Annotated in this window: 14 protein-coding genes; 8 read left to right on the top strand and 6 right to left on the bottom strand. The window is 54.8% G+C overall.

What is annotated here, in order from left to right; all coding sequences use genetic code 11:
• Positions 1–5: 5 nt before the first annotated feature.
• The 5 genes from FRD01_RS00965 to FRD01_RS00945 form a co-directional block, all read right to left on the bottom strand.
• On the bottom strand, positions 6–2,024 hold the full coding sequence (locus tag FRD01_RS00965; RefSeq protein ID WP_146956792.1) for a protein phosphatase 2C domain-containing protein: 2,019 nt from the start codon (positions 2,022–2,024) through the stop codon (positions 6–8).
• Between the two features lie 99 nt (positions 2,025–2,123).
• Positions 2,124–4,166 carry a choice-of-anchor D domain-containing protein gene (locus tag FRD01_RS00960; RefSeq protein ID WP_146956790.1) on the bottom strand — a complete coding sequence of 681 codons (2,043 nt, stop codon included), beginning with the start codon at positions 4,164–4,166 and terminating at the stop codon, positions 2,124–2,126.
• 133 nt (positions 4,167–4,299) lie between these two features.
• Positions 4,300–4,650, bottom strand: a complete 351-nt coding sequence (locus FRD01_RS00955; protein ID WP_146956788.1) for a tetratricopeptide repeat protein — start codon at positions 4,648–4,650, stop codon at positions 4,300–4,302.
• Positions 4,651–4,652: 2 nt separating this feature from the next.
• Entirely contained in the window at positions 4,653–5,483 is an 831-nt protein-coding gene (locus FRD01_RS00950; RefSeq protein ID WP_146956787.1) for a hypothetical protein, read from the bottom strand.
• A 59-nt stretch (positions 5,484–5,542) separates the two neighbouring features.
• The gene (locus FRD01_RS00945) at positions 5,543–6,367 is read right to left on the bottom strand and encodes a hypothetical protein (RefSeq protein ID WP_146956785.1); all 825 of its coding nucleotides are present in this window, start codon (positions 6,365–6,367) and stop codon (positions 5,543–5,545) included.
• 187 nt (positions 6,368–6,554) lie between these two features.
• Here FRD01_RS00945 and FRD01_RS00940 point away from each other — a divergent pair, with 187 nt between their 5' ends.
• From FRD01_RS00940 to dapB, 3 genes are all read left to right on the top strand, one after another.
• On the top strand, positions 6,555–8,564 hold the full coding sequence (locus FRD01_RS00940; protein WP_146956783.1) for an ATP-dependent helicase: 2,010 nt from the start codon (positions 6,555–6,557) through the stop codon (positions 8,562–8,564).
• Positions 8,565–8,627: 63 nt separating this feature from the next.
• The gene (dapA, locus tag FRD01_RS00935) at positions 8,628–9,509 is read left to right on the top strand and encodes a 4-hydroxy-tetrahydrodipicolinate synthase (RefSeq protein WP_146956782.1); all 882 of its coding nucleotides are present in this window, start codon (positions 8,628–8,630) and stop codon (positions 9,507–9,509) included.
• Positions 9,506–10,213 (top strand): 4-hydroxy-tetrahydrodipicolinate reductase, encoded by a 708-nt coding sequence (gene dapB / locus FRD01_RS00930; RefSeq protein ID WP_146956780.1) that lies wholly within the window; start codon positions 9,506–9,508, stop codon positions 10,211–10,213. The genes dapA and dapB overlap by 4 nt, the downstream gene beginning before the upstream one ends.
• Here the strand turns inward: dapB and FRD01_RS00925 are convergent.
• On the bottom strand, positions 10,210–10,986 hold the full coding sequence (locus tag FRD01_RS00925; RefSeq protein WP_146956778.1) for an enoyl-CoA hydratase/isomerase family protein: 777 nt from the start codon (positions 10,984–10,986) through the stop codon (positions 10,210–10,212). The two genes, dapB and FRD01_RS00925, sit on opposite strands and share 4 nt — an antisense overlap.
• Before the next feature lie 119 nt (positions 10,987–11,105).
• On the opposite strand from FRD01_RS00925, the gene FRD01_RS00920 reads away from it, so the two are divergent.
• The 5 genes from FRD01_RS00920 (at position 11,106) to glnA (ending at position 15,762) form a co-directional block, all read left to right on the top strand.
• Positions 11,106–12,125, top strand: a complete 1,020-nt coding sequence (locus tag FRD01_RS00920) for a hypothetical protein (RefSeq protein ID WP_146956776.1) — start codon at positions 11,106–11,108, stop codon at positions 12,123–12,125.
• Positions 12,125–13,027, top strand: coding sequence for a 50S ribosomal protein L11 methyltransferase (gene prmA / locus FRD01_RS00915; protein WP_146956774.1), 903 nt, complete (start codon positions 12,125–12,127; stop codon positions 13,025–13,027). Before FRD01_RS00920 ends, prmA begins: the two co-directional genes overlap by 1 nt.
• Entirely contained in the window at positions 13,024–13,728 is a 705-nt protein-coding gene (locus FRD01_RS00910; protein WP_249755897.1) for an RsmE family RNA methyltransferase, read from the top strand. The genes prmA and FRD01_RS00910 overlap by 4 nt, the downstream gene beginning before the upstream one ends.
• Positions 13,729–13,954: 226 nt before the next feature.
• Positions 13,955–14,296 (top strand): P-II family nitrogen regulator, encoded by a 342-nt coding sequence (locus tag FRD01_RS00905; protein ID WP_146956771.1) that lies wholly within the window; start codon positions 13,955–13,957, stop codon positions 14,294–14,296.
• A 41-nt stretch (positions 14,297–14,337) separates the two neighbouring features.
• The gene (gene glnA / locus FRD01_RS00900; RefSeq protein WP_146956769.1) at positions 14,338–15,762 is read left to right on the top strand and encodes a type I glutamate--ammonia ligase; all 1,425 of its coding nucleotides are present in this window, start codon (positions 14,338–14,340) and stop codon (positions 15,760–15,762) included.
• Positions 15,763–15,784: the final 22 nt, after the last annotated feature.

Here is a 15,784-nt window from a genome sequence, read left to right as displayed (position 1 = left end):
ATCTTCTAGAAGAACTGAGCGATTCCAAGCCCAATATTGTCACCACCGCCTCCGCGGTTGGCGAGTAGAATCAACTCCAAACAGGCCAGCGCAGGGTCCGGCTCAGACGCCAAAACGGTGTAGATATTTTCTTCAGCGGCAATTTGATTCGGCCCACCAAAATCCACCAAGCCGTCCGTCGTGAGCAAAAGCAAATCGCCCCGGGTCAACGAAAACTTAAAGAGGTCGGCTTGCGGATTCACAGATGTCAGCACGCCACCATTGATGGAGAACGTGCCAAGGCAGCGAGCCAACGCGTCGCAATGAGGCATGGCCAGCGCGCTATCCGCAGGAACACCGTCAAGAATGCTTAGTGTGGAGAGATTGTGGTCTGTCGTGACCTGCTCCAAGCCGAGGTTCGTGAAGAGATAAGCTCTCGAATCACCAAGGGCTGCAAGGGTAACCACGCCCTTATGAAGCACTGCTACCAGAGCGGTGGACCCCATGACTTCATGTGGGTTTCCAGAGAACGGCGTGTGGTGCTCGTTGACGTGGTCCACAATATCTTGATTGGCCCGCTGAAGAAGCGTGTTGATGATCTGAATCTCATCGATCTCTTCGTCCATCAGGTACATCGGAAGAATCTCTTCCCAGGTCTCTTTGGCACGCGCCTTGAGGAAATGGCTCGCAAGGTCACCTGAACCGTACGAAGCCGTGGAAACTCCGTCGGCGATGACGATCAGTGAAAACCGCCCATCATCCGACGACTTCCCGAATACCGCGTCTTGATTCGTGGGGTTTCTGCGCCCCTTGTTGATCCCAACGTGGGTGTCCACAGCGATGCGAAACCTTGGAGGCTCACTTGGATTGGGAACCCGCCGCTCCATGGTTGCGCAGGCCGAGAGAAACGCATCTCTGAAAGCCGCAACGTTTGGAAAACGGTCGTCTGGATTTGGCCGCGTGGCGCGCGAAATCACAGCCTGCAGCCCAGGAGGAAAACCTGGCCGGAAATTTCGAGCGGGGATAGCCGGTGCATATCGCGTGTAGACTGATGCGGGCGGAAGGCGCCCAGCCACCATGTAATAGAGCAACATTCCGAGGCCAAAGACGTCGGTAGCTTCAGTAATATCCGCGCGAACTCTTCCAAGTAGCTCCGGCGCTGAAAATCCCATGATCACGGGCACTTCATCTGGATTTCGGCCGATTGTGTAGGCGCGGTCGAGCCCCTCGAACAAACACGTCATTTCTGGAGGCGTCTGCGTCTCCAAATTCTTCATCGTGACGATGCCCGTATCACTCAGTGCATCGACCACATTCGACGGCTCATCGAGGATCTCCCACGCACTCAAATCGTCGTTGCTGTCCACATCTTCGATGACGTCCACCAACGCCCCAAAATCTTCCTCGTCGGAATCTGAGAGGTCTTCAAGCTCTTCGTCGGGCGCTGCGTCGGCGAATTCCGGAAACGGTGTCTCAACATCATCCTTGCCGGAGAGTTGGGGCACCATCATCCCATCCACACGTACCGTCCACGGAGCGACGGCCAGCACCATATAACCCGCGTCGTGACAAGAGATTAGCGTCTCGGCCACGACCTCGAAAAGGTCTTTAATCTGCGGATACGAGAGCTGTCGGTTGCTCATCTCTACGAGATCTTCAATGGTCAGGCCGCCAACATCCCGATAGACCTCGGTGACCAATTCACCACGCACTCCACGGTAGAACGGTCGTCTGAAGAGGTGCTTGACCTCCTCTGGCAAATCTCCCAAATCATCCGGGTCGCTCGCGGCCTGCTCGATAAAGACCAGCTGCCCGTCTTCAAGACGGCCGGTGAAGACTTTCCGTGTGGCAAAATCTTCTACCACATCGTTAACCGTAACCACTCGCTTGCCAGAATCAGTCTCGCATTCGAGCGTTTCACCCGGGGACAGCCAATCAGGTTCGAGGTTTTCTGCCGGTTTCAAATGGGCTCCACAATGGTCACACCACTCTTTATCGTGGCTTATTTCGCCGCATTCAGGGCATTCGAGGGTTTCATCGGCCATCAGTCTTCCAGCGACCAGCCAAACTATTAGTGCGTTCGCGTGGCCCCATCATAGTCTGACTCGAGGAGTTCTAAAACAAAAAAGGCACCGAAACGGTGTTCATTGAATCGGGTAGAGATTTTGCGTGGTGCAAAGGCCGCTATTTTCCATGCCCGCACTCACCGGTGGCGCACTCCCATTGGGAGCTGCTTCGAGCACGTTGTCTACCTCGTAGACCTGGCCGCTATCCCAATGAATTCGCGCCACATCCCAGAATTGTCCGCCGCGGGTCATCGGCTTGTTCACCTTCTCAAACACGAGGTTTGTATTGATGTAGACGCGCACCGTCACGTACGCGGTGCCGAAGAACTGGCGGTAGTAATGAACTCCAATGGCGTACCATTCGCAGTTTGCCGGGTCGTCCATTTGAACGTTCTCTGGGCCGAGACCGTCGCGATCGTCGATATCCAAGCTAGGGTTCTCTTGCCCCCACAACCCGTCAGGGTTTCGGAAATAGACATCATACGGCGCTTCAAACCATTTGCCCGGTCCCATTTTGAGAACATGGATATCCACGTCTGACCCCACATTATCGGTCTCATCAGGGTCTTCGGGGTTAGTCCACGTAAGCTCCACGAGCACCTTTTCGCTCGGAACGGCAACAATCGTCACCTTTGCCGGGTCTCCACAAGAGAGGAAGCCGTCGTTATCTTTGACTCGAAGTTCGACCTCGTAGGTTCCTGCGGTCAAGAGCCTGAACTCCCGACGGCTTTGGTCCTCATCGTTGATGTCGGCCTCGGTAGGCGTAAGCTCCGGGTTGACTCCGGGAGGAGTTCGCACAAACTCCCACTCGTATTCCACAACTCGGCCATCCTCGTCGGTACTCTCGGTGGCATCCAGGACGATGTACTGAAGTGGCGCTGCCGTGAAGGATTGGCGTAGAACTTGGCTCCCGCCTTTCACAAAGGCACCCGCACGCGCTGTAGGACAAATCCCATCAGACCCGCGTGCAATCAGCCCAATCTCGAGCTCGCCCTGAAGCGGGTCATTGCTTCCAATCACGATCGTACCGGTATCACTACCTTGTTGCTCGGGCGTGTAGCGAACCAAAAACGACTGTTCCTCACCGGGTCTAAGCGTGATGATTCGGTCGAGGTCACCGTCTTCGTTGGCATCAAGTCCGCCGAGCTCGAGCTCAAACTCGTCGTCCGCTGAATTTTCGGTCAGTCGAATACTGGAAACCTCAAGGTTCTGAGTCCCACAATTCGTCATCACCACAAGCTCAGCCCCTGCCCCACCGATAGGAACCTGCCCAAAGTTCTTCGTCGTCTCACTCACCAAAATACACGCCGCATCAGCATTTGCAGCGACGTCAATCACAGTCGTGAATCGACCATTTGCTCCGCCTTCGGCCGAATCATCGTTGCTCACGACCAGAATCTCTCCAGAGTCCTGACCATTGCCAATCGGGGCGTACTCCACATCGAGTTTCAGTTCGTACTCATCGGGATTCTCAATCGCCGCGTCCGCATCGAAGATCGGCAAAACCAAAGGATAGGTTTTCTCGGGAACACTAAGCTTGAAGTCCTGGCCTCCCCCGTATGCGGGCTCACTCCAAATGGTGAGCGGTGCCGAACCGATATTGCGCAAAGCCACACTCTGGGTCTCCCGAGCGCCGGGAGCTTGTCGAGTAAACCGAACAACTCCCGGAGATGCCTGCAATCGAGGCTCATTCCCAAGCGTGTTGACATCTACTTCAAGTGGGGCCTCACGCGTGTAGCGGTCATCGCTGCTCACAAAGACCAGCCTACCTTGAACCGGCGTGGAACTTTCCGTGGGGGTGTACTTAATGGCTAAGTTCACGGCGCCGCCGTTTCCGTCGACTTCAAATGGCGTCGAGGGCGGGTTAACCAATTCTAGGCCTTCGATCGTGCCGCCTTCCCGTGCCTCCAAGCGCATCTCAAACACGGTGAGTGACTCATTCGCCTGATTGGCCACAACCACCGCGACTTCATCACTTTCCCCGATATTTACCTGAGCAAAACCAATCGGATTCGGCAGCACTTCGATGCGTCCGGCCTGGGCACTCCCAACCTGTTCATCACTGCATGAGAGGGTGGCCGCCAGAAAGAGGAGGCTAAGAAAGAAAAACAAATTACGCATGAATTGGCCCGATGTATGTTCAACGAAGACGACAAGCGCCCTCTATCCGATGCAATTTCGTAGCGTTTAGGTGTAGTGAAAAGGCCCACCAGAGTCAACCGCACGGGCCACTCCGGTCTGGCAAGGCCTCGGCCTATCGGCAGCGCTCCAAGAGCGCGCGAGCCTGCTCCAGACGTGGTCCCGGAACATCATGCGCTACCAAGTACTCGAACCATGCGCGCGCATCACTTTTCTGGCCTTGGCGGTACATTCCTTCTGCACAACGAAACATGGTCAAGAGGTCCGTCCTCCCGCGCTGGTAGCTTTCCAGGTACCACCGCGTCGCCTCCTCCCAATCTCCACGCCGCCGATAGGTTTCTCCCAACATGAAAGGCGCAAAATCACGCGTGGCAGCTTGCCGAGCTACGAAGGAGAGTACATGGATTGCTCGATCAAGCTGCCAACGCGTGAAATAACGGTGACCTAGGCGTTCCAGGTGCTCCACCGTCAGACCCTCAAATTCGAAATCGTCGCTTTGGCCGTGTCGTGCATCGACTTCATGAAGTTGCTCAGCATCGACTGAAGCTGGTTATCCTGCTGAATCGCCATCTGAAGGGCCTGCATCACCATGTTGCGGTCCTGAGGCGGCAGACTTGCGATGGACTTCCAAGTACCCTCTGGATCGCTGGCAAAAGTATTGTGCAAAGTTGCTGGGTCCATTTGCACAAGGTTCGCATGCTCAGCACTCAACTCTTGCCCGTCAGCCCCTTTGATTCCGGAGCCTCCCTTCGACCCTTCCATGTCCGATACCGCGCCCTTTCCGCCGACAGCATCGGGAGCGTCCGTGCTCGGGGTCATTCCGATCCTTTCTGAGAAATTGGACTTCCCGATATCTTGAATCAATTCGTTTGAAAGTTTCGAAAAATGAACCGCCATTTTGTTGTGGCCGAAGGAGTCATTATTCGACCCCATGGTCCACGTCTTCGCATGCTCTGGATAACTTTCCACAGTTTCCTTGATGGTGTTCAACATGTTCTCAATCTTTCCCATTTCTTTTCTAATCGCGTTTGCGGTGCCGGTCATTCCTTTCGCCTCAGCTTCCGCCAACTGCTCAGTCAGACTCGCGTAGGTATTGGCAAGCCCCTTCACCACTGCATCCATTTTTTCCTGTGACGTAGTTTTCAACTCTCCGTATGGCTTCCCGAAGTTCGTTTCAACTTCTCCACGATGATTGATGTGGACCATTGCTGGAGCCCCTGGATCCGGCCGTAGAGTTCCCTCGATTGAGCTGATATCCCCGGTAGCTGGGGTAGTTGTAATACTTCCTATGCTAGTCATATTTCCTCCTTCCTCTAGTTCGAATTTGTTGAATATTGTCAATCCTTCGCTTCAACCCTTCAAACCCTAAGATTTGAAATCTGCGCCTTTGCGGTGTCATGAATTGATTTCATGAAATTGCTCAGCATTGATTGGAGTTGATTATCTTGTTGAATCGCCATCTGAAGTGCCTGCATCACCATGTTGCGATCTTGAGGTGGCAAGCTTGCAATCGACTTCCAAGTGCCTTCTGGATCGCTCGCAAAAGTGTTGTGCAAGGTTGCAGGGTCCATTTGAATAAGGTTGGCTTGCTCCGGACTCAGTTCCTGTCCATCGGCACCTTTGACGCCTGAACTCCCTTTGCCACCTTCCAACTCGGAAACAGCGCTGTTTCCGGCGACCGCGTCCGGAGCCTCGGTGCTCGGAGTCATCCCGATTCTCTCCGAAAAGTTCGCCTTCCCGATATCTTCGATCAAGGCACTCGAAAGCTTAGCGAAATGGGACGCCATAACGCCATGTCCGATTTGATGGTTCCCTCCCATGTTCCATCTCATGGAATCCTTAGGATACCTTTCAACCGTTTCCTTTATGGTATCCAACGTACTTTCGATCCTCCCCATCTCCTTTCTGATGGCATTCACCGTACCCGTCATACCTTTTGCTTCAGCCTCAGCCAGCTGCTTTCCGAGTTCCTCGTATTCGGTCGCAAGGTTTTTCACTGTTTGGTCAAGTGTTTTTTGGGCCCCGTCCGCCAACTTTCCATACGGAGATCCAAAATTCGTCTCTACCTCGCCCTTATGATTGATGTGGACCTTTGCAGGCTCTCCTGGTTCCGGTCTCAGAGTTCCGTCTATTGGACTGATGTCCCCAGTGGGTGGCGTCGTTGAAATTCTTGCTGCGTCCATGTTCGACCTCCTAAATGTGCGTTTGACGATTGCATCTATCTACTGACCTTGAATTTCTCTATCGATGTGTGCGAACTAATTTGCCCCACACTTATATTTTCGGACGATTTTCCCAAGTGTTGCGTAAATAATTAAAAAAAGTTCGAACACCCCAAAAATAAACTCGCAACATCAACAACTTACAGCCTTGAAAAAATACACTCTAAAATCTCAGAAACCGCAGCCGACCAAAGATTGGGCGCTGAGTGATCAACTCAATGAAGAACAATTGGCTGTGGTCACGGCTTCTTCCGGACCGAATCTGGTCATCGCTGGAGCCGGGTCGGGAAAGACACATACCCTGACCTATCGAGTCGCGTGGCTGATTCATAAAGGCGTGGACCCATCAAAGATTCTCTTGCTCACGTTCACAAACAAGGCCGCGCGAAACATGACCGACCGCGTCGCTGGCCTCGTGTCACACGACGCCAAACGGATTTGGAGCGGGACCTATCACAGCATCGGAAACAGGATTCTGCGCCGCTATGCCGCCAAAATTGGGCTTCCATCTAACTTCAACATCATCGATTCCGAAGACGCGGCGAGCCTCATGGACCTCTGCGTGGCCGAGGCGGTGGACGACATTTACGTGAAGCGCATTCCTCGCGGATCCGTGCTGGTCAAAATCCTAAGCCTCTGTATCAACACTCAAACACCAGTCCCCGACCTCATCAGCCATAAATTTGAGCATTTTAAGGGCATGGCAGACACCTTTCGCTCCATTTTTGCACTCTTCCAGACGCGGAAGTTGGAGATGGGGCTCGTAGACTACGACGACCTCCTTCTGCACTGGAAACGACTGCTCACTGATTTTGTGGATGTACGAGAAGCACTGCAGTCAGAGTTTGAGCACATCCTTGTGGACGAATATCAGGACACGAACCTGATTCAGGGTGAAATCATCGACCTCATGTCCGCCAAACACCGCAATCTCATGGTCGTCGGCGATGATTCCCAGGCGATCTATGGATTTCGCGGGGCTGAGTACCGAAATATCCTCGAGTTCGGATTGCGCTACCCCGAATGCCGGCACTTCAGACTTGAGCTGAACTACCGCTCCACGCCACAGATTTTGGAGCTCGCGAACCGCTCCATCGCATTCAACCAAAACCAATACCCGAAAACGCTGCGAGCACACCGCCCTTCCGGCGAGAAACCTGCGAAACTAAGGGTGCGAGACGTCTACCAACAAGCTGACTTCGTAGCTCAACGCATTCTTGAGCTGGCCGACGAGGGTATTTCGCTCGACGAGATTGCCGTTCTCTATCGCGCACATCATCACGCCATGGAGCTCCAGGTTGAGCTGACCCGCCGAGGAATTCCCTACGTGGTGCGTTCCGGCATTCGTTTCTTCGAACAAGCCCATATCAAAGACGTGCTCGCCTATCTACGACTCCTCCACAACCCCAAGGACGAACTCAGCTTCATCCGACTAGCCAAGCACTTTCAGGGGGTCGGGAACAAACGCGCAGACCAGATTTGGAAACTTGCCCTCAACAAGCCAGATCCGCTCAGGGCGATTGCATCTGACGAGCTCCTGCACGCGCTACCCACACGGGTTCGGCGCTCGTGGGCCCACGCTGCCGCGCTCTTTAAAGAGCTCATCGGATCCAGGCTCACGGCCACTCCCGACTCGTTGGTAGAGAAGGTCATCAAAGGCCCGTATGACGACTATTTGCAAAAGAGCTTTGGCGACGACTACAAGAGTCGCGCGCAGGACCTCGAACAGCTCGTAAACTTTGCGGCTCAATTTGAAGATATCGATAGATTCCTTGGCGAAATCACGCTGCTTTCGTCAATGTCAGGGCAAGACATTCTGGTCGGCGGAGAAGTGCCTGATGAAAAGGTCACTCTGACTTCCATCCACCAGGCCAAAGGCCTTGAGTGGCACGCGTGTTTCGTCCTCTGGCTCTCAGACGGCCATTTCCCGAGCACCAATTCCGTGGATACGCTCGAAGGTGAAGAAGAAGAACGCCGTCTATTCTACGTGGCAGCAACGCGAGCCAAAGAGGAACTCTACCTCTCGCACGTGTTCACACATCGCACCCGTGACAACCGCGCCGTGGTCCTTCGTGAGTCCATTTTCCTCGAAGAGCTGGCCGATTCCCCAGACGAATCTCAACATCCTTTCGAGACGTGGATTCTGGAAGAAGTTTAGCGCGGCCTTGACAATTTGCTTAGCTCTCGGCAGCGTCACGCCGACCTTTTTTGGGAGAAAACCATGGCTTTTTCCGGCGCCTATACCGCACTCATCACCCCGTTCAAAAATTCTGAAGTAGACCATAAGGCTCTGAGCGAGCTCGTGGAGCGGCAGATCGATGGAAAGATTGATGGGTTGGTCCCCTGCGGAACCACCGGTGAATCCGCCACGCTGACCGAGCAGGAACGTCTTGCGGTCATCAAGACCGTGGTCGACCAAGCCCGTGGCAGAGTTCCGATCATTGCCGGTACAGGCTCGAATGACACAGCCAAGTCTATCGCGTTCACAAAGGCCGTCTCCGAAATCAAAGGAGTGGATGCAGCCTTGGTTGTCGCGCCCTATTATAATAAGCCCGGGCAACGCGGCCTGGTCCTACACTTTGAGGCCATCGCAAACGCATCGCCATTGCCCCTCGTGCTCTACAATGTGCCCGGCCGCACTGTGATTTCCCTGAGCGCACCGACCGTCGCAACACTCGCGAAGCACCCCAATATCGTCGCAATCAAAGAGGCCTCCGCGGATATGGTGCTCGGCACCGATATCCTGTCGACCGTGCCAGGCGATTTTGACGTGCTCTCTGGCGATGATTTCACGACGCTGCCATTGGTTTGTCTCGGCGGAAAAGGATGCATCTCCGTGGTTTCAAATCTCGCGCCGACGCTGATGCACGATCTCGTACAAGCCGGCTTAAATTCTGACCTCAAGACCGCACGGGAGTTGCACCAGAAGGTCGTGCCCTTTGCCAAGATACTCTTCTCGGACTCGAACCCTGTGCCCACAAAAGCAGGTGCCGCCCTACTAGGCTGGTGTTCCGACGAAGCACGTCTTCCCCTCTACTCGCCCGACGAGGCGCTCAAAGAACGTGTGGCTCAGGGCCTCAAGGAACTCGGGCTCCTCTCATGAAGATCGGAGTTCTCGGATACCGAGGGCGGATGGGTAAGGCCCTGCAAAGTGTGGCTGCCGAAGCTTCGGTCGAGCTCGTAGAACTCCTGCCCGACACGCAGATTGGGGCGCTCGACGCCCTCATCGACTTCTCGTCTCCGAGCGGACTGCTTGAGGTCGCCCAGCGAATATCGGACTCCCCCCTCCCATTGGTCTCCGGCACCACTGGTCTAAGTCAAGACGAGCACACGAAGCTCGCTAGCCTGGTCAAGAACCGGCCATTTCTACACGCCGCCAACTTCTCCGTGGGCGTTAACGTGCTAGAACACCTCGTTGAGCTCGCCGCCAAAGCCACGCGAGGCTTTGATATAGAAGTCTTCGAAGCCCACCATAGGCACAAAGTCGATGCACCCGGCGGAACCGCTATTTTTCTGGCCGAGGCGGCCGCAAGGGCGCGCGAACTCGACCTTCAGTCGGTTGCAGAATGGGGGCGACACGGACAGGTGGGTCCTCGCTCTGAAGACGAAATCGGATTTCAAGTGGTTCGAGGCGGCTCGATTGTCGGCGAACACACGGTCTTCTTTGCTGGGGAAGGCGAGCGGTTGGAGCTGACGCATAGAGCGCAAGATAGGACGATTTTTGCTCGCGGCGCGCTAAGGGCCGCAAGATGGCTCGTCGACAAGCCAACCGGCAACTACTCCATGCGTGACGTGCTTTTCAGCTAGCGTCCCTTCCACTCCGGCTTTCGCCCCTCAATAAACGCCATCACGCCTTCACTCGCGTCTTCACACATCACGTTGATGCTGAGCTCCGAGTGGAGCGCCTTCAAGGCTTCCTCAAAGCCCATATCTTGCGTGTTGTAGAATGCCTCTCGGCCTAGCCTCAAAACGGCTGGAGAAAACCCGCCCACCTTCTTTGCGAGCTCAAACACGGCCTCGTCTAGGTCGGAATCTTCCACCACACGGTTTACGGCGCCTATCGCTTTCGCCTCATCTGCACTGATTCTCTCTCCGGTAAGCATCAGCTCCATCGCAGCCTTTCGCCCAAGGTTGCGAACCATCACCGCCATAATCATCATCGGAAAAAGTCCGACTTTGATCTCCGGGGTTCCGAAGCTGGCCGAACGACCAGCCACCACCAGGTCACAATTCAACGCCAATCCGAATCCTCCACCAAGTGCCTGCCCCTGAACCCTCGCGATGATGGGCTTAGAGAGCTTTTGCATCTGCACCAGGAGCTCGGCAAAACCGCCCCGTGCCCAGTGGAGACCAAGCATCCCGTCAGCGGCCTGCATATCGCTCAGGTCACCACCGGCGCAGAAGGCTTTCTCGCCAGAACTTTGCAAAATCACAACTTTGACATCAGGATTCGAATCAAAAGCCCGCAAACCCTCGATCAGGGACTGCACAACGGTAGCCGATAGCGCGTTTCGACGCTCCGGCCGATCGATGGTCAAAAACCCCACTCCTTCTCTAATCTCCGAGACCACGTCAGTCATTTTTACTCCGTGTAACGTTTTCCAAAACTTTTACTGCAATGAGCAACGGGCATCAACGTGTAGGTTGACCGCAGAACACGCCGGAGTAAAGTGAGGACACTTCTGGGACCCGGTCTTTCATGCGCGCAATGATCACATTTTTGGTTTGTCTCACCTTGCTCGGCTGTAAGCCTGACGATTGGGCCGTGGAGCAAGTGACGCTTTCATTCGTAGAGTCTCACGAGATCGTAGACGCGCCTTTTAAGGCCTACACCTTCGTCACAACCAACGACAAAGCCAGCATCCCTCCAGAAGACTTCGCTAAGGTGTTTCCACCAAATCCCATCCTTCAAGGCGGCACCGTGGAGATCTTGCGAAAGGAACTCGAGGCGAATGACGCAAAGGTTTGGGTCAAAGTCGAAAACCTCTCAAGGGATGCGCGTGTCGAGTACGTCTACGTCCTCAGAAAAGAGGGGCGCTCGTGGCGAATCTATCTCGGCCTGTCAGAACGCGCCAAGATCGCGAGCCAACTCGACCGGCTCGAAGCCTTCGTCGAAGAAGGAAAGCTCGACTCCGCGCGTGAAATCCTCGACGAAATCACTCAAACGCCTTTCCAGTTCTCTCGGCCAGGCACACTCGAAGAACGGGTCGACCAAATCGGTGTTTGGCTCCAGGAGAAAGAGCGGGTCGCCGAGATTCAAAAGCGAATCCATCAAGCGCGCGCCCTCGAAGGAAAAGACCTCAAAATTACGGTGGCCGACCTGCGCAATGAGATTCGCCCCGATGACACTCAACTCAAGGCCCAACTTGATGAACTTCATCAGGCGTGGCGCTCGGAGCTCCTCGCCCAAACACTTGAGCAAATGCCGGAGCCTGGATTTCGAGTCCGACGCAAGAGCGAGGACGGAGAGTGGGTGCGCGATGTCCTTGTGCTCGTCAAGAATCCAACGGAGCACGAGGTCATCGGTGGTCAGCTAAGAGTCGAATTCATGGCCGGCGATTTAGTTCTGGAAGATCGACTCCTCCCCGTGCCCAAAGACGCCGCTATTCCCGCCGGCGAGGAGCGAGAATTCGCTTTCTCACTTGAACCGACTCCCGAAGAATGGAAAGGAAAGGCACTCAGAATGAGCTGGAATAGTATCGACCTCGCGGAGGAATAGTGAGCGAATCAACCTGGTGGCGACTAGAATGTCTTTGTGATGAAGATTTTGCGGAAATGGGTACCGAACTCCTCTGGGAAGCTGGCGCACAAGGCGTCGAGATCCAAGACCGAACGACCTATATGGAAGACACCGATAGCCCCGGTGCCGTGCCCGTCAACATGATGGCCCCAGTACCCGACGGTCGTTCGAGGCTCATCGCCTTCTTCGAGTTCAACGAAGAATCACCGCAAACTTTCCAATCTCCGTCCGAGAACCTCGAGGTGATTTCGTTTGATCGCTACGATGACCGTTCATGGGAGACGCGCTGGAAGGACTGGTTCAAGGCCGTGCAGATTTCTCCGCGCTTGTCCGTTGGGCCTCCTTGGGAAGAGTCGCCGAATCCGAACACGGTCCATATCCTCATTGAGCCCGGGATGGCCTTTGGAACCGGCACGCATGACACCACGAAACTCTGTGCGCAGGCCATTGATGAGACGTTACTGAAGTGGACTGAGGCTCCCGACGTGCTCGACGTTGGTTGTGGCTCCGCAATCCTCGCGATCATGGCGAAGAAGCTTGGAGCAAGCCGCGTCATCGGCATCGACAACGACCCGGTGGCAGTTGAAGTCGCTCAGGACAATCTAGTTCTAAATCACACCCCAGATATCGAACTCAGCACCAAGACGCTCAATGAATTGGGCGAATTTGAATTGGTCATCGCCAATATCTTGGCTCCTGTTTTGGTCGAACTCAAAGACGAACTCATTGCCCGTGTCAAAGTCGGTGGCACACTCATCATGAGCGGCATCACCACCCAACAACGCGATGCCCACGAAGCCACCTTCAACCACGCGCCACTCGCCCATATCGAGACCAAGGTCTCGGGGGACTGGATAGCCACTACCTGGAAGAAGCTTTGAGTAGGACCCGACGGGTTTGGGTGGACGACTTGAAGCTTGGAGAGGTTGGCCTGAGCACCGAGGAGCGGCACTACCTCGAACAAGTCTTGCGCGTTGCTGACGGCACGGTCGTTGAAGTTTTTGACGGGCAAGGCAAGGTTGGAAAGGCAAAGCTAAACTTAGGCTCCAACACGATGCAGGTCTCTGAACTCGAGGCTCGTGTGGACAGCGGCCCCGAGATTCGCCTCTATCAAGCCATTCCCAAAGGAGATCGCTGGGAATGGACCATCGAAAAGGCCACCGAACTTGGGGTTACGGCCATCTACCCCATCCTGACCGAGCGCACGGTCGTCCAAGTCCCCCCAGGCAAACTCGCTGTAAAGCTCGAACGTTGGCAAAAGATCGCGACTGCCGCGGCAAGGCAGTCCCACGCGGCGCTCACCCCGAGTGTAGAAGCGCCGATTCAACTGAAAGACGCTCTCTTGTCTGAGGGCAGAAAGTACTTTGGGGATTTTGAAGGCGAGTCTGCTTCGGACTTCGAACTCGGAGATTCCGACGCACCGATCGAGCTCTTCGTGGGGCCCGAAGGTGGATTTTCTGCCGCCGAGCTCCATCTGCTCAACGCAAACGCCACCGGAATCTACCTTGGCCCTCAAGTTCTACGGGCCGAAACTGCGGCAATCGCCTTCATTACCTGGGCACAATTGAAAACTGGTTGGTAGTGAGTAAACGCGGGCCCGGTCCGCGTTAGATGCGTCCCGCAAGTCCTACCAGAATCCGTATCATTCTTATCGCTTGGGGATCTCCTGTACACGCGACGTTCGCCCCAAGCCGACAGAGCCAACGCACACTGCGTCATCCCTTTATTCATAGGGAGTTATCGAAATGCGTTTGCGAAGCATGACACGATGCGTTATACACCCTTTGTGTTCGAAATGAGGTAAATGTTTGAAAAAGATCGAAGCCATCATCAAACCTTTCAAACTCGACGATGTGAAAGATCAACTCGAGGAAATTGGAATCCGAGGAATGACCGTCTCCGAAGTTAAAGGCTTCGGTAGAGGTGGCGGAAAGGCCCCTGTTTATCCGGGAGCCGAATACGTCATCGACTTCGTCCCCAAACTCAAAATTGAAATCGTGGTCAGTGATGACCAGGTTCATGAGGCCATCGAGGCAATCCTCGAAGGCGCTCGCACAGGTCACGTCGGAGACGGAAAGATCTTTGTTCTTCCCGTGGACGAGGCCATCAGAATTCGAACCGGTGAATCCGGCCCAGAAGCCCTTTCATAACCCAACCCTGCAGATAACCTGACAACCCAAAAAGGAAAAACATGTCACGCAAAGCAGCAATCAAAGACGCCATCAAATTCGCAAAAGAGCATAACGCTCGAATGGTCGACCTGAAGTTCATGGACTTCCTCGGCACCTGGCAACACACCTCCATCCCCGCACACCGCCTTGACGAAGGCCTCTTCGAGGAAGGACTGGGCTTTGACGGTAGTTCTTTGCGCGGCTGGCAGCCAATCCAAGCCTCGGACATGTCCCTCACACCAGACCCAACAACGGTTCGATTTGACCCGTTCCCCACACTTCCGACCGTATCGTTCATTTGCGATATCTCCGACCCGATCACCAAGCAACCTTACTCCAGAGACCCAAGGAATGTGGCCCGCAAGGCCGAAGCCTATCTCAAGTCCACGGGAATTGCGGACACCGCGTATTTCGGGCCAGAGGCTGAGTTCTTCGTGTTTGATGACATTCGATTCGACGTCAAACCACATGCCTCGTTCTACGCAGTAGATTCCGTGGAAGGCGCATGGAACAGCGGCCGTGATGAGCGACCTAACCTCGGCTACAAACCGCAGCTCAAGGGCGGGTACTTCCCCGTGCCACCGCTTGACCGGCACAATGATCTGCGCGCCGAAATGGCCGTCACCCTTGAAGAGTGCGGCATTGAAGTCGACGTACACCACCACGAGGTCGCAAGTGGCGGACAATGCGAAATTGGAATTCGTTTCGACACCCTGGTCACGATGGCCGATAAACTTCAGTGGTTTAAGTACATCGTACGAAACGTGGCACACCGAAACAACAAGGCAGCCACCTTCATGCCAAAGCCTATGCCCGGCGACAACGGCAGCGGAATGCACGTTCACTGTTCACTTTGGAAGGACGGCCAGAATCTCTTCGCGGGCGACAAGTATGCCGGCATGAGCCAAACTGCGCTTAGCTTCATCGCGGGTATCGTCGAGCACGCCCCTGCCATCGTGGCCATTTCGAACCCAACCACGAACTCGTACAAGCGCCTCGTCCCTGGCTTCGAAGCCCCTGTCAAGCTCGCCTATTCCAGCCGTAACCGTTCTGCAGCCGTGCGTATCCCGATTGCCGTCGGTAACGCCAACGCCCGCCGCATTGAGTTCCGTACGCCAGACCCGAGCTGCAATGGATATCTCGCGTTCGCGGCCATCTTGATGGCTGGATTAGACGGTGTCGAACGTGGACTCGACCCAGGTGCGCCTATGGACAAGGACATCTACAACTTGCCCCCAGAGGAGCTCGCACAGATTCCTAGTGTCCCGGCGAGCCTTGAAGAAGCGCTTCAGGCACTCGCTGATGACCACGAATTCTTGCTCAAAGGCGATGTGTTCACCGAAGACGTCATCGAAGGTTGGATCGACTATAAGTTTGACAACGAAATCGTTCCGACTCGCATCCACCCTACTCCTCTTGAGTACAAGCTCTACTTCAACGGCTAGAACTCAGATCGAGAGTTGCGTC

This window comes from Microvenator marinus (assembly GCF_007993755.1).
GTDB classification, from domain to species: Bacteria; Myxococcota_A; Bradymonadia; order Bradymonadales; family Bradymonadaceae; genus Allomicrovenator; species Allomicrovenator marinus.
The sequence above is the reverse complement of the archived record's forward strand: the minus strand, read 5'-3'. Positions and strand labels throughout refer to the sequence as shown.

Excerpts from the sequence above, each read along its gene's own strand:
- FRD01_RS00925 (WP_146956778.1), bottom strand. The coding sequence starts at position 10,986 with ATGACTGACGTGGTCTCGGAGATTAGAGAAGGAGTGGGGTTTTTGACC.
- glnA (WP_146956769.1), top strand. The coding sequence starts at position 14,338 with ATGTCACGCAAAGCAGCAATCAAAGACGCCATCAAATTCGCAAAAGAG.
- FRD01_RS00945 (WP_146956785.1), bottom strand. The coding sequence starts at position 6,367 with ATGGACGCAGCAAGAATTTCAACGACGCCACCCACTGGGGACATCAGT.
- dapB (WP_146956780.1), top strand. The coding sequence starts at position 9,506 with ATGAAGATCGGAGTTCTCGGATACCGAGGGCGGATGGGTAAGGCCCTG.
- FRD01_RS00950 (WP_146956787.1), bottom strand. The coding sequence starts at position 5,483 with ATGACTAGCATAGGAAGTATTACAACTACCCCAGCTACCGGGGATATC.
- FRD01_RS00965 (WP_146956792.1), bottom strand. The coding sequence starts at position 2,024 with ATGGCCGATGAAACCCTCGAATGCCCTGAATGCGGCGAAATAAGCCAC.
- dapA (WP_146956782.1), top strand. The coding sequence starts at position 8,628 with ATGGCTTTTTCCGGCGCCTATACCGCACTCATCACCCCGTTCAAAAAT.
- FRD01_RS00920 (WP_146956776.1), top strand. The coding sequence starts at position 11,106 with ATGCGCGCAATGATCACATTTTTGGTTTGTCTCACCTTGCTCGGCTGT.
- FRD01_RS00960 (WP_146956790.1), bottom strand. The coding sequence starts at position 4,166 with ATGCGTAATTTGTTTTTCTTTCTTAGCCTCCTCTTTCTGGCGGCCACC.